The sequence below is a fragment of the Nitrospira marina genome (genome assembly GCF_059568365.1).
In genome coordinates this window covers 3,256,926-3,270,802 of sequence record NZ_JCANTH010000001.1, presented here as the reverse complement: position 1 = coordinate 3,270,802, position 13,877 = coordinate 3,256,926, and the positions used below count along the sequence as shown (strand labels likewise).

The following is a 13,877-nucleotide window of genomic DNA, read 5'->3' as shown; positions in this document are numbered from 1 at the left end:
TCAGGATACCTTTTCTCTCGTGAATTTCAAAAAGTGGGTGGCGCAGGAGATGCAGGGATCATAACTGCGAATCAGTTCTTCGCATTTCATGGCGGTTTCCTGATCGTTGAGATGAAGGATGCCTGGCAGGAGGTTTCGAAGATCGTCCTCCATGCGGCGTTGATTTTGGGAGGTTGGCGGCACAATCTTGGCGAGGCGAAGGGTGCCATCAGCCTTGACCTCATAACGATGGTATAAAAGGCCTCGTGGGGCTTCGGTCGCGGCCATACCGGTTCCGGGGCGGAGTGTCACTGGAACGTCTGGAGCAGTTGGCCGCTCATACTGGTCAATGAGTCGAAGGGCCTCGTCAAAGGCATAGAGCACTTCCACCGATCGTGCCACAATACCCATGGACGCGCGGTTGAACGGGAGGATTAATCCCGTGCTCTGTAAGACGTCTTTGGCCAACAACGAGAGCTGGTCCTGGTTGAGAGCGAGCCGGGCTAACGGTCCTGTGAGATAAGATTGTCCATTCAACGTGCAGTGGAGGGCGTTGGAATAGGGTACTTGTTCTTCATGGAAATGGTGTTCAAACTCCGATGCGGCCATGCGGTGTCCCTGATTGGTGACGACGTCGCCTTGATTCATCGGATATTCAGAAGGTCCACGAAGGGCGAGGAAGGTGTAGGCCTGTTCGGGGTCTTGAAATTCAAATCCGCTCACCCACCGAAGCGTTTCCGCCGCGGCATCTCTGGCCCAAAGGAATTCGTCCTTCAGCCCATGTAAGGCATTCCTGGTCGGCACTTGCGAGAATCCGCCAATCTTCACCGAAACCGGATGAACCGATCGTCCCCCCAACAACGTTAACAGATCATTGCCCGCCTTCTTCATTCGAAGCCCTCGCTTCACAAGATCGGGGTGTGAACGAGCCATCTCAAGCCCGCTGTCGAATCCTAAGAAATCCGGACCCTGGAGCATATAAATGTGCAGAACATGACTTTCGATCCATTCTCCGCAATACAGGAGTCGACGTAAATCGCTAAGGCTTTGTGGTATTTCCACATCGAAGATTTGTTCCAGGGCATGGACCGCACTCATTTGATAAGCCACCGGACAAATGCCGCAAATACGGGCCACGATATCGGGCACTTCGGTGACGTGACGTCCCTGGAGGAAGGCTTCAAAGAATCGTGGAGGTTCAAAAATCCGGAGTTGAACATCCCGGACCTGACCATCCTGGACGGTGATATGAAGGGCCCCTTCCCCTTCTACCCTGGCCAGCATGTCGATTTTGATGGTTCTGGATTGATCCGGGTTTGTTAGAGGATCGTTCATTTGTCTACCTTCGATTTTCAATGAGAAAAGTCAGAAAAAATCCTATTCTCCGGGAATGATCTAAAAGGTCCATCCAGCAAGGCCGCACGCAGTGAGAAGGACGAGGCGTACTAACCAGTACGTAGAGTCCTACGAACAAGGACAACGCCGCTGGTGGCCCCTTCGACCAGGCTCAGGGCATGCTTTTTCAATATTCCCTATCTGGAGTCCCAGGCATCGCTTTCCTTCCGGAACGGCTGAACCGATCCGTTGATTCCTCGAAAACGGCGAACCATTTCCAGGGGAATGAGTTGCAGATGCTCATGAAATTGTTTGGCCAGAGATCCTGTATTGGGGGGCACTCCGGGAATTACTGAATCCTGTTCGGCCGGGCCAAAGCACCCATAACACTCCCGGCCCATAGCGGGGCAGATGGCTCCGCAACCGGTACGCGTCACCGGTCCAAGACAGGGCAGTCCCTTCGCGACCAGGACGCAGACATGTCCCTGGCGTTTACAGTCCAGGCATACACTGTGTGCGGGAATGTTGGGTGTGACGCCTCTCAGTAAATCGGTGAGAACTCGAAGGAGTTGTTGCTTGTCAATCGGGCATCCCCACAATTCATAGTCCACCTTGACGTGTTCGGAAATAGGAGTCGATGTGCTCAGGCTGTGGATGTATTCGGGGCTGGGATACACCGTTCGCTTGAAGGCTTCCACATCGCCCCAGTTCCGAAGAGCCTGAATGCCCCCGGAGGTCGCACAGGCACCGATGGTGATCAAAATGGTTGTCTGTTGCCGGAGATCGAGAACTCGAGAAAGATCTTCAGGACAGGTAATGGAGCCTTCAACGAATGTTATATCATACGGGCCAGGCTGCATATTGCTGGAGGCTTCGGGAAAATAGGCGATGTCGAGGGCCTCTCCCAACGCCAGTAAATCGTCCTCCATATTCAGAATGCTTAACTGGCATCCGTCACAAGAGGCAAACTTCACCACCGCAATCCGTGGGCGGGGCCTGGTTGAAGAATGCTGAGTTGGGGTAGTTTTTCCGTTCGTATTCATCACTGGCTATTCAATATCCCCTTTTTGAACACGGGAAGCAGGGACGTTTGCTTTTCTTTTTTCCCGTCATCCCCGACATTTTCAATCGGGAATCCATTTCTTAAATCAGTTCCCCTCCTTTGTAAGGAGGGGTGCGGGGAGGTAGAGTTTCCCAGGCTGAAAGATGTTCCCCTACTGCCACCGATTTTCCCTTTGACAATTCTACCTTACCTCAATCCTCCCCTTACAAAGTGGAGGAAATATGGTTTTGAGTTTTTCCTAGACCCCCACTTTCCCCAAAAAAGGCACCAGTCGGTCCAAGCGCATCACGGGCCCGTCTTTACAGACAAAAAACGGCCCGAGCTGACAATGCCCGCAGAGTCCGATGCCGCATTCCATATGCCGCTCCAACGACACATACATGGCGTCAGGGCGCAGACCTTGATGTGAGAGGGTATTACAGGCAATCCGCATCATGATTTCCGGTCCGCACATCATGACCAGCGTATTGTCAGGGTCCAACTGCAGTTGGTCAAACAATTCGGTGACCACACCCACATGGCTATGCCAGGTCTTACCGGGTTCATCGCTGGTCAGTAGTACTTGTGTACGGGGTTGGTGGCGCCAGGCATCAAATCGTTCCCGGTAGAGCAAGTCGTGGGGGGTTTTTACCCCGTGGAGAATGGTCATGGCCCCATACTCCTCTCGCCTGCGGAACATATATTCAATGGCTCCCACCACCGGGGCGCAACCTAATCCGCCGGTGACGATAACCACGTCCTTTCCTTGCGCTTCCTTCATGGGCCATCCAATTCCAAACGGCCCGCGAACGCCCACACTCTCACCGACTTGCATTGCTCCCAGTACCTGCGTGATCCGACCCACCACACGAATGGTGTGGTCAAGAAATTCCGGCTCGCCAGGGTCGGAGACAATGGAAATGGCGACTTCCCCTACACCAAATACATACAGCATATTGAATTGTCCCGCCTCAAACCGAAATGCCTCCCGGTGAATAGGGTCGGTGAGTTGCAGGCGAAAGGTCACGATATCGGTGGATTCCTGTTTCCTGTCCACGATCACAGCCGGATGAATGAGGTAGGGATTAAGAGTCATGGTTTGGAATTTACGCTGGCGTCCTCTTAAGAGAAGTTGAGACCCCATAGGGTATCCTAACAAATGAAACCACAATCACCTGAATTCTAATTTCTCCAAATGAACGCTTCATGGTAGTGTAGCATTTCTCCTCAAATACCAGGGATTAGAGGTCTCTTTTGAGAGAATAGCAAGACCAAAGCCAAATTATTGAGAAACTGCTAGTTAAGCATCGAGTTTAAAAAAAAATTTAAATCTAGTTCCAGAAAATAGTTAATTGTGAAACCTTTAAAAGGCCATTTATCTGTTCCCCCTAAAGTTTTAGAGTAAAAAACAAATTGTTAGAAAAAGATTCAACTCTGCACCAAGCAGAAAGGGGGGCGTTATGAGCAAGAAAATCCTAGTAGTTCTTACCAGCGTGGCAAAATATCCAAACTTAAATCGGGCGACCGGATTATGGTTGGGTGAGGCCGTACACTTCGTAAAGAAAGTTCAAGAGGCTGGCTATGGGGTTGATTTTGTCAGTCCCAAAGGAGGATACACTCCCATTGATCCTCATAGTCTTGCACAAGCAGATGCGACTGATTGGGAATGGTACCAGAAAAAAGAATTTATGAATCGTCTGGGAACCACGGTTACACCCGCCGACGTCAACCCGGATGAGTATGTGGCGATTTACTTTACGGGTGGCCATGGGGTGATCTGGGATTTTCCCGATAACGAAAAACTTCAATCGATCAGCCGGAAAATTTACGAGAATGGTGGATGTGTTTCCTCAGTCTGCCACGGCGCTCTCGGTTTGCTGAACATTCAGTTATCGGATGGAACGTTACTCATTAAAGGCAAAAATATTACCGGCTTTTCAAATGAAGAAGAAAAGCTTGTGGAACTCGATAAGGTCGTGCCATTGCTGACGGAGACCGAATTGGTTAAGCGAGGGGCGAAATATAAGAAAGCCGATAAGCCCTGGGGTTCATTTGCGCTGGAAGATACCAGGCTTATCACCGGACAGAATCCGGCATCGGGTGGTGCTGTAGCTGATCTTCTGATAGAGGCCATTCGAAAAATCTGAAACTTCAGGAATATTGATTCTGGCCTCAGTGTTTGGCGATGTGTATGGGAAATGTTGTTGAGGGGTTGCCCGTAATCAAGACTTGCAGGTGAGCTCCTCGCATTTGTGCGCCCAACTCTGGTGTCAAGATGATGTTCTGTGTTGCCCGGTTTCGCCTCGGCAGGCGAGGGCCTTTTGGTTTGGCAAAAGGACCAAACAACGGTCGCGCTCCTCGAGACGCACCTTGCAAAGTGACGCCCCGTCTTGCCTCATGAGAATGGATGGTCGCTAGTCTCAAGAGGGCGGACCAACTCGCGGAGCCTGTCCTGAGCTTTATCGAAGGGCTCAACCAAGGCCCGCCAGAGAATAAGAGCGTCAATCTCTTGGGCCAGACGGCAGTCGCCTGACCATGAAAGGCGATGACAGGGCACTTTATCGCAGGCAACAACCGCCGGTTTTGCGCCGGTGACCTTGTTCGTTCTGTTCTGAGGGCAATTCCATGTGATTTCTTACCCGTAAGAAATTTCCTGTTCTCTGAATCGAGAAGAGGTTTCAATCATGGGCTCAGCGGGGATATCAGTGTGATCTGTTTGTCGATCCACTTGGAGGGGAGTGGAATGATTTTGTCCATTTGATTAAGGAGGTTGTGATGGTCATTGGATTAAAATTACAAATGATTCCTGACGGAGGGACCATAGCCTTAAGACCAAGGACATTTGAACAATCACACAGAATCATAGGATCCAGATGAAACCTTTACCGAAAACCGATACATCTCTAAAGAAATCCGTTTCGCTCTTGCATCAATTGGCCCGGCGTCATGGCATTCAGCCTGTTTATCGGGATGAGAGTGGTTACCGGCGAGTGGTGCCTGATGAAAGTCTTCAAGGACTTCTCCGGCTGATGGGTGTTTCCGCCCAAACGCCCCAACAAGTCCGTGAATCTGTTTTAGCCTCGAAGACCAATGAATGGACGAAATGCGTTCAAGAAACGTTCGTCATTTTTCAATCGGAGCTGTCCTCAGGATGGACACTCCACATTCCTCTGGGATCTGAATCACTCTCTTCCATACACATCACCTGGACCATTCTGGGAGAAAACAAGTTTCGGGCAACCCAGCAGGCCAGTGGAAGTTCAATAAAGATCCTTGCGCGAAAAAAAATCAACCGTCGACAATATCTGCGTGTCAGTCTTCCGTTTCCCCGCCGATTGCAGATTGGATATTATGCGCTTCGATTAACTATTACCTCGCCATCCTTCCACGCACAAGAAACTTCGCGCGTCATCGTTGCTCCCGACAGAGCGTATTCCCCGACTTCTTATAAGACCGGCCGTGGTCTCTGGGGATTGACGGTTCAACTCTATGGAGTACGCTCCGAACGGAACTGGGGAATCGGTGATTTCAGCGACCTCAACGATATAGTTCGTTGGGCCGGGGAAGACTTAGGGGCAGCTATGGTAGGAGTCAATCCTCTCCATGCGTTGCTGCCCGGTGAAATCAGTCCGTATTCCCCTTCCAGCCGGATGTTTCATCAGCCATTATATCTGGATATGGAACGAATTCCTGAATTTCGTGAGAGCACGGTTGTTCAGCGACGCATTAAAAGCCAAGTCTTCCAAAAGACACTGATTGCCCTTCGGTCATCTCCGACAGTCGATTACGATTCGGTCCAGGCCATCAAATATAAAAATTTAGAGACCCTATATCGCCTGTTCCTCAAAAACCATCTGGTTCCCCGGTCACGCCGGGGATTGACCTTTCTACGATTTATTCAACAACAGGGAAGTAACCTCGAACATTTTGCCTGTTTCCAAGCTTTAGATGAAACCTTCGCGCGTACCCCTTCATCCAGGAAAAAGGCAAGAGGGTGGCAGGATTGGCCAAAAGACTATCAAAGTCCTCTTTCTCCTCATGTTCAAACCTTTTCCCGCAAACATGCCACCCGCATCAATTTTTTTCGGTACCTTGAATGGTTGTGTCAGAGCCAGCTTGAGGAAGTCAGAAAAACCGCGCGTCGTATCCGGATGCCCGTCGGCCTCTATCAAGATCTCGCCGTAGGGATCGATCCCAATGGCTACGAAGCCTGGGCTTTTCAGAATCAATTAGTGACCCAGGCATCCATTGGGACCCCCCCGGAAATTTTCTCTCCAAAAGGCCAAAATTGGAACTTGGTCCCGCTCTCTCCCGAACACCTCCATCAACAAGGGTATGAGGTTTTTATCAAAACGTTCCAGTCCATGATGGAAGGGGGCGGGTTATTGCGTATTGATCACGCCATGGGGCTCTTCAGATTGTTCTGGATTCCGCGAGGAAAGTCGCCCTCAGAAGGGGCTTATATTCATTATCCCGCCGAAGCGTTATTAGCCATTTTGGCCTTGGAGAGTCACAAATCCGGGACCACCATTGTTGGAGAAGATCTGGGAACAATCACCCCTCACATTAGAAAAACCCTCAGCCTCTCTGGTCTGTTGAGCTACCGGCTTTTATTATTTGAAAAAACCAAGACAGGGAATTTTATCCCGCCGCACCGGTATAAAAAGTCGGCGATGGTTGCCGTATCCACCCATGATTTACCCACATTGAAAGGATATTGGGAAGGCCGGGATATTCACTGGAAAAAACAATTGAATGTATATCCTGACCCGAACGATGCCGAAAAAGAATGGCATGCACGAAACAAGGAAAAGGAGAAATTACTGCAGGCCCTGGAAAAAGAAGGCCTTTTACATGGCGCAAACTCAGGTATGCCTAAAGCCATCTCATCCTTCACCCCTGAATTGCAGCAGGCTGTGTATGCCTATTTGGCCAGGACCCCAAGCTTTCTCTTAGCGGTCTCCCTGGAAGATCTTCTCGGAGATACAGAGACGCCCAACATCCCTGGGGCATCTTCACGTGACTATCCGGTCTGGCGGATGAAAGCCGGTTCCCAAGGATCTGGTCTTCACGAATGGCGCAATTATCCGGACATTGCCAAGTTGGTGAAAGTCATCAATCGCGAACGAAAACGACCTCAATTGCTTAAGAATAAGCGATCTAAAACAAGCAGATCGCCGGTACGGTGTTCCTAAGTTTCTGAGAACGTACCGAAGGGTTACGGAATCCGAGATGGTACATGCGGGGATAAGTCCCCCTTGCGGGGTTTCCTCGCTCCTTGCTAACCGCATACATAGCTGCGGGAGAAGAAGCTCCCTCAGCAATAAACCTCACGAATTTAGTGTAGAATACCTTAAGCCCATGTCATTCGATTACTCACTAGATTTCGCCCATATTGATTTTAGAAAGCATCCGGAACTGTATGGTATCGGCAAAGGAGAGCAGGGAGTTCTTTTGGTTGAACCCTATAAGAGCGAGATTTTACCCCACTGGAAATTTAAAACCCCTCGGATGGCTCGCAGGTCGGCCAACTTGATTTACAAATTATTTCTCGCGTACAAGGCCAAAAGCGACTTTGTCGGAATGGATATGGCACGTAAATACTTACAGATGGGATATACGAGGTCGAGAAGATATGCCAACCACAAATCAGGTCGTAAGTATGCTCAGCAGAGCAGGGAAATCCTGCCCGTTGTAGAAGATGAGGAGAAGGCTGAATCAGCTAAGATCTTCTATCAGGAGTGGAAAAAAGCCAGAGAAGATAAAGAATACCTAGAACTGATGAAGAGGCACACAGAAATGTTTTTCAAGCGGTAGCCCGGAGGGTAGTGACTTGGAATATATGACCTGCAAAAAATTTCCTCTCCCACTTAATCGACAGGAGGTGGCCCAGTCTTGGAGTCAGCGGGGCTATTCGTGCGATGTGTTTATTGATCCTCCCGGGCGGGAGTGGAATGATTTCGTTCATTCGACTAACGAGCTGGTCACTGTTGTTGAAGGGAAATTGTGCCTGACCATTGAGGGTGAAGAGATTATCGCGGAACCCGGAGATGAGGTATTCATTCCGAAAGAGGCCTGTCATTCGGTAAAAAATATTCATTATGCGACCACCAAATGGTTCTATGGATATGATTGAGAGAATAAAAATTTGAATGCCATCCGGTAGACCTTGTTTGCGAAGTGAGGAATGGGTCATGACACACCGACGTTCCGGGCGGGAAGGGGATTCTGTTGGGCACAATTCTTCGCCGCCGGTTCAGGATGCCATATGATGAAGGGATAACCGAATCATTATTTGTTCCTCCAAGGTCTGGGTCGTAAAATCCGGGTTTTTACATTTTTTTCCATATGTCCTATTCTATGATCCATGATGCGATTTATCCGTTTATCCGATTACACCTGGTGGATCTGGTTGTGCCTCGCCGGTTGCTTACTGGCCGGCCTGCTCGTTGACCCGACTTACTTCTTTCTGGCTATCCTCATTTCCACCATCCAAGCCTTGGTTTTTTTTGCTCGCGAAGAAAATGCCTTGTCTTTTCCTGCGCAACTTCGTCTCGCGTATCTGCTTCTCCTCGTCGTGCTGTATCTGCCGCCACTTCGATTCCTCTATTGGGTCCCGGCTATTGGCACATTGATCCTGTGTTTTACCGGGTACTGTCTGCTGGCACGCGGTCTTTCCTTGCTCCCATGGAACCGGGATTCGCCTCTGACATTACAGGAAGTCGTGAGGACCTTCAGTGTTCCTCCTAATCTTGATGTCACTCTGCGAGGTAAACCGGCATCGGGGTGTCCCGGTGGAGTGTGTTCACTGGAAGTGCAAATCGGCAAATCCGCAAAGGCCTGAGCAGGTAATCACCGATTTGTTAGGGTACCGGGAAAATGTATATGTGGATGGAGAGGCACGAATTGGGATATCGTATTTCGAATTGGGGATTCCTTCTTTGTTCATTGGTGTTGATAACGTTGGAATGACAACGTAGCCATCCTGAAGGCTGTTAATTTAGAGATCATGGCCATCTCAAAAAGTCTGGTGCCTAGAATTCGCATCATTGGACAAAGGTTCAGGTCCCGATTCCAAAGTCTTTTTCCGGTGAGAGCTTTTGTACGCACTATTCATTCACTTCACACAACATAGGAGAAAAATATGGCGAGTGTCGGTTATCACGAACCCATTGAGGAATTGTCCGATGAAACCCGCGACATGCATCGAGCTATCGTTTCGTTGATGGAGGAACTGGAGGCTGTTGATTGGTACAATCAGCGCGCGAATGCGTGCAAAGACGCAGATCTCAAAGCCATTCTTGCGCACAATCGAGACGAGGAGAAGGAACATGCCTCAATGGTGCTTGAATGGATTCGACGCAAGGATCCTACATTTTCGAAGCATTTGAAGGACTTTCTGTTTACAGAGAAACCCATCGCGCACAAGTAGCCAGGCGATGTCGATTGGGCCGACCCACTGCCGTTTGGCTTATTCGGGTAGGTGGCAGAGAGCGTGGACTTCCTCGGTGAGGTCAATGCCCACCGGACACCAGGTGATGCAGCGTCCGCAACCGACGCATCCCGACATGCCGAATTGGTCGATCCATGACCCTAATTTGTGAGTCAGCCACATTCGGTAGCGGTCTTTGGTGGTGGGCCGGAAGTTTTTTCCGTGGATGTAGCCGTGATCGGACGTGAAGCATGAATCCCAAACTCGAGCATGTTCCGATTGTTGGTGGTCCAGGGACGGAGTTTCCTCTACCCCATGACAGAAACAGGTGGGGCAGACCATCGTACAGTTGGTGCAGGCCAGGCATCGTGCGGCGACCTCGTCCCATCGAGGGTGATCGTGAGCCTCATATAATCCTTGGGGTAACGCAGCATGTGGAAGGGTCCTCGTCTGGCTGGCTGCGCAGGCGGCTATTCGTTCATCGTCCTGCTGAATCCGCGCTTCAGATGCCACACCGCACGCAAGGTGTTCCAATACTTCCAGTCCTGTGGGGCTTCCGGCTTGGATCAGAAAGTCTTCATCGGCTTCGGTCAGGCTGAGATCGTACCCTTCCTGGGCTTTTGGTCCGGTCCCCATTGATGCGCAAAAGCACGTCTCCAGCGCCCTCGTGCAGTTGACGGCGATGAGGAGGAGGTTGTTCCGTCGCTGTTGGTAGTAGGGATCAGGATAGGAACCATTCAGGAAAATCTGATCTTGAATGCCGAGTCCTGCAAGATCGCACGCTCGTACTCCCAGCACGGCGGTTCGTGGTATCTCAGGAACGGTCTCTTTGACAGTAAATGTTTTTCCGTTGCGGTCCAGGACTAACAGGGTTTCTCGTGGAGTAAACACCAGTGGCTTGAGAGATTGTGGGCCGTGAACGATATTGAAATACCGGGGATTGGAGTCTGGTTCCAGTCGATAGCTTCCTGGATGTTGCTGGTCCTTCCACCCGATCGGGAGGTCTTCTCCCCGAGAAATTTCCCCCCACTGAATCGCGCCGTTGGAGAGGACCGGCCCAAGGATCCGATAGCCAAGGTTCTGGAGAATGCGAATCAGATGAGAAAAATCCTGGCGGTGTAAGAGACCTGGTGGAGGTGGTTCAAAAAAGTCTTGAGCCATGGTTGCCTTATAGTTTACAGCCCAATGTGGCCACGGAGAATGTTGTAATTATACGCGGATTGGCCTGTGCGTCGCAGACCCAGATCGTGTTGTTCCATTTGATCAATGATGGCTGCAACCTCCTTTGTGTCCTGTTGCGCAAAGCAGAAATGCCGAGGGCTTTGTCCTTTCAGAAGCGGCGAAGGCCTTTCTGCCCATTCCAAATGGACGGTTTCAAGCAAGGACTTGAGGATCTGTTGCTCTTTTTCTTTGGAGACGATGATGGGGGAAGCGATGTAGCTGTCTGATAAGAGATCCACTTCAGGAGTCCGATGTTGAGGGGCAGCGGTGGTTTCCCCCTGGAAGTGCAGTAAGAAGCCAAAGGCTGCCGCCAGTTGGTGCTTGACGGTATCCAGCCGGTCTGAAGAATCGGTTTCGACAAATAATTGTGTGGGTGTCAAGGTGAGGCGGGCGACAGGGCATACTCTGGTACCGGATGGGTCCTGTGGTGGGAGCCATATCCACGTTAAGGTGTCGCTTTGTGAAGCCGTTGACGACGGCTTGTCGGCGTTTTTTTGAAAGGGAGTGAATTGATCAATACCACGAAGTCCGTTAGCCAGTGCGCGGAAGTCATGGTGTTCATACAGGGCGATGGCATAGAGAAATGTTTCGCCTTGGGTATTCTGATAATCAATCTGTGAGTCGACGACCGCCCAGGCTCCCCGTCGCACTTTGGCGACACTCCACATGATCATATACCCGAAGTTCTTAGCGAATTCTGCCCATTCTGCAAGGGCAAAATTCCCCGTGCCAATCTCGATTTCCCGGCGCGTCTCATTGGTCAATTCGAAGACGGCTTTTCCCATGCTGGAGGAAAGGATGAGTGGGAGGCCAGGTAGGCGAATGTCGGCCAATCCCCGAAGAAGCCGGGTGAGCAGGACCTGTCCAGCCTTATATGGAACCGGGCTTGGGTGAGAGACAACATTAAATATCTGTTTGTCTCCCAACGATTTCAGACGGGTTTGAGTAGTCTGATTCCCCTGATCCAGCCCTTGAACCTCGAGCAGATCCATATAGGAATGTCGCAAGGAATCCAGCCAGACTCGTTCCTCTTGCGGGACATGTTCCGTTACCAGGTCTCGCACCTGCTCGATGAGAGAAGCATGGCCGTCAGTCGGCAAATAATCGGTATAGACGAACCACCTGGCCAGGTCCTCTTCTTCCGGCAAGGGAACCAAGGGAGGAACCATGAGTGGATGGAAATAGGGCTGAAGGGCGTGGCTTAGGGCCAGTTGTCGCTGTATCTGAAAGTCCGGTTGGAGCGATTGATGCTCCAATCGGGTTAACAGACTTCGAAGGCCTTCTTCCGATCCGGCTATAGGGTGAGAGTGATTGTCTGCCATCGTCACAGGTTCAAAGTTTATGCTGGAGAGGATGTGGTCTTGCCATTGGCGAGCGATGAATGATGTCCTCCTTCGAATTTCGGACTTTTAATCGTGAGGACGGGATAGGGACTTTGTTCGAGTAACTTATAGGCTGTGCTTCCCAGGATCATCCGGGTCAGTCCTTTTCGGCCATGGCTCCCCATGATAATAAGATCTGCTTGCTGAATGGCACTGGTTTCCAGGATGCCATCCACGGTTGGCTTATCGAGTAACTCATATTGGGCGGATAGACCCTGTTCGGTCAGGACAGCGGTGAGGTCAGCCAAACGCTTTTCGACCTTATCCCGGTTGGTTTTTTCTTGAAGCGGATGAGTCAGGGTGAAGTCCAAACTGTAAGATAATGGTTCAATGGCATGGACCAGAGTCAGAGGCACATCAAACCATTTGGCGATTTGGACCGCATATTCATAGGCATCCATGGAGCAATCGGAGAATTCTAAGGGCAGAACGATTTGGCGCGGGAGGATTTGCAAGGCATGCATCGCGGAGATATCCGCTGATTCCCGGTGAGGAATGGACAGAACCGGACATGGGGCTCGTTGAATCACCCGTTCCGCGACGCTCCCGAATAAGACTCGATTGAATCCCGTCCACCCGTGGGTTCCCATCATAATTAAATCGCATTTGTTTTCCCGTGCGACCTCGCAAATGCATTCAGAGGGGAGGCCTGCCAGCAATTCCATGGATGCGCGCGGGACCTGCTGTCGGGCCTCAGCCACGAGGGTGTCCAACTCTTCCCGCGCCACCTTGCGTTGTTCATCCAGGAATTGTTGGGCGACTCCGGCGTCAATATCCAGCCCCGGTTGCAGGGAATGGACATGAAGAATGGTCAGTTGCGCTTCAAAGACTTTTGCCCACTCGACCGCATATCGAAAGGCAGGAGTGGAGCTTGGTGAAAAATCTGTAGGAAGCAGGATATGGGTGACGATCTTGACCATACGGTATTAGCCTTTCGCCTTAGAGTGAAAGCCAGAGAGCACTCTCAGAAATTCTAATAGCTCGGGCACCCGACCACAACCCGTAGGGTAATGCATAGGTTGCCGATTACACGGCATCCACGGTCAGGAGGAGAATTTCCCCTTTCATCTCCTTATGGATCGAACATTGAAATTGGAATCGTCCGGAGTGGTTAAGCATCAACCGGATTGATGCTTCCTGGCCGGGCTCAAGAAGGACGCCTTCCACGCCTTTCCCATAGGTTATGACGCCGTTGCTATCGACATGGGTCAGAGTATGTAGGAACATGTCGGATCCAAAATCATGGCGTACCGTATCTTTGTTTGTGATGTAGATAATGGTCTCTCTGTCCAGTTGAAGAGGCATCTGGGTGGTTTGAAAGGTGTATCCCTCAATGGTCACAATCACTTCTTGTATGGGCTGCGCGCTGGGCGAGGTCATACCTCCTAGGAGAAAGAATCCAATGGACAGAACCCAAGCCCTGCGAAATAGGCATTTTCGAAGGTTATGCATGTGTGGATTATCTCCCTTGCGTTGAAGTCATTTG

The 13,877-nt window shown here is 50.6% G+C and carries 13 protein-coding genes; 6 read left to right on the top strand and 7 right to left on the bottom strand.

Translation table 11 applies throughout. The annotated features are described in order from the left end of the window. From LX98_RS13955 to LX98_RS13945, 3 genes are all read right to left on the bottom strand, one after another. Entirely contained in the window at positions 1-1,314 is a 1,314-nt protein-coding gene (locus LX98_RS13955; RefSeq protein WP_496429480.1) for a nickel-dependent hydrogenase large subunit, read from the bottom strand. 197 nt (positions 1,315-1,511) lie between these two features. Further along, positions 1,512-2,357 carry an NADH-quinone oxidoreductase subunit B family protein gene (locus tag LX98_RS13950; RefSeq protein ID WP_496429479.1) on the bottom strand — a complete coding sequence of 282 codons (846 nt, stop codon included), beginning with the start codon at positions 2,355-2,357 and terminating at the stop codon, positions 1,512-1,514. A gap of 258 nt (positions 2,358-2,615) precedes the next feature. Next, positions 2,616-3,500 carry an iron-sulfur cluster-binding protein gene (locus tag LX98_RS13945; RefSeq protein ID WP_496429478.1) on the bottom strand — a complete coding sequence of 295 codons (885 nt, stop codon included), beginning with the start codon at positions 3,498-3,500 and terminating at the stop codon, positions 2,616-2,618. A 316-nt stretch (positions 3,501-3,816) separates the two neighbouring features. Between LX98_RS13945 and LX98_RS13940 the strand changes: the two genes are divergently transcribed. The 6 genes from LX98_RS13940 to LX98_RS13915 all read left to right on the top strand — a co-directional run bounded on the left by LX98_RS13940 (position 3,817) and on the right by LX98_RS13915 (position 9,788). Beyond that, positions 3,817-4,503 (top strand): DJ-1/PfpI family protein, encoded by a 687-nt coding sequence (locus LX98_RS13940; protein WP_496429477.1) that lies wholly within the window; start codon positions 3,817-3,819, stop codon positions 4,501-4,503. A gap of 726 nt (positions 4,504-5,229) precedes the next feature. Then, positions 5,230-7,551 carry a 4-alpha-glucanotransferase gene (malQ, locus tag LX98_RS13935; protein ID WP_496429476.1) on the top strand — a complete coding sequence of 774 codons (2,322 nt, stop codon included), beginning with the start codon at positions 5,230-5,232 and terminating at the stop codon, positions 7,549-7,551. 166 nt (positions 7,552-7,717) lie between these two features. Beyond that, a complete protein-coding gene (locus LX98_RS13930) occupies positions 7,718-8,173 on the top strand; it encodes a DUF4385 family protein (protein WP_496429475.1) in 456 nt (151 codons plus the stop codon). Positions 8,174-8,198: 25 nt separating this feature from the next. Then, positions 8,199-8,492 (top strand): cupin domain-containing protein, encoded by a 294-nt coding sequence (locus LX98_RS13925; protein WP_496429474.1) that lies wholly within the window; start codon positions 8,199-8,201, stop codon positions 8,490-8,492. Between the two features lie 231 nt (positions 8,493-8,723). Next, positions 8,724-9,200 carry a hypothetical protein gene (locus tag LX98_RS13920; protein WP_496429473.1) on the top strand — a complete coding sequence of 159 codons (477 nt, stop codon included), beginning with the start codon at positions 8,724-8,726 and terminating at the stop codon, positions 9,198-9,200. Positions 9,201-9,500: 300 nt separating this feature from the next. Continuing rightward, complete coding sequence (locus tag LX98_RS13915) at positions 9,501-9,788, top strand: encapsulin-associated ferritin-like protein (RefSeq protein WP_496429472.1); 288 nt, start codon at positions 9,501-9,503, stop codon at positions 9,786-9,788. A 39-nt stretch (positions 9,789-9,827) separates the two neighbouring features. On the opposite strand, the gene LX98_RS13910 is transcribed toward LX98_RS13915, so the two are convergent. From LX98_RS13910 to LX98_RS13895, 4 genes are all read right to left on the bottom strand, one after another. Further along, positions 9,828-10,949: a 4Fe-4S dicluster domain-containing protein gene (locus LX98_RS13910; protein ID WP_496429471.1), complete on the bottom strand. Its 1,122-nt coding sequence runs from the start codon at positions 10,947-10,949 to the stop codon at positions 9,828-9,830. Positions 10,950-10,963: 14 nt separating this feature from the next. Further along, positions 10,964-12,331 carry a hypothetical protein gene (locus tag LX98_RS13905; RefSeq protein WP_496429470.1) on the bottom strand — a complete coding sequence of 456 codons (1,368 nt, stop codon included), beginning with the start codon at positions 12,329-12,331 and terminating at the stop codon, positions 10,964-10,966. Positions 12,332-12,348: 17 nt separating this feature from the next. Continuing rightward, complete coding sequence (locus tag LX98_RS13900; protein ID WP_496429469.1) at positions 12,349-13,311, bottom strand: universal stress protein; 963 nt, start codon at positions 13,309-13,311, stop codon at positions 12,349-12,351. Between the two features lie 106 nt (positions 13,312-13,417). Next, the gene (locus LX98_RS13895; protein WP_496429468.1) at positions 13,418-13,771 is read right to left on the bottom strand and encodes a cupredoxin domain-containing protein; all 354 of its coding nucleotides are present in this window, start codon (positions 13,769-13,771) and stop codon (positions 13,418-13,420) included. Positions 13,772-13,877: the final 106 nt, after the last annotated feature.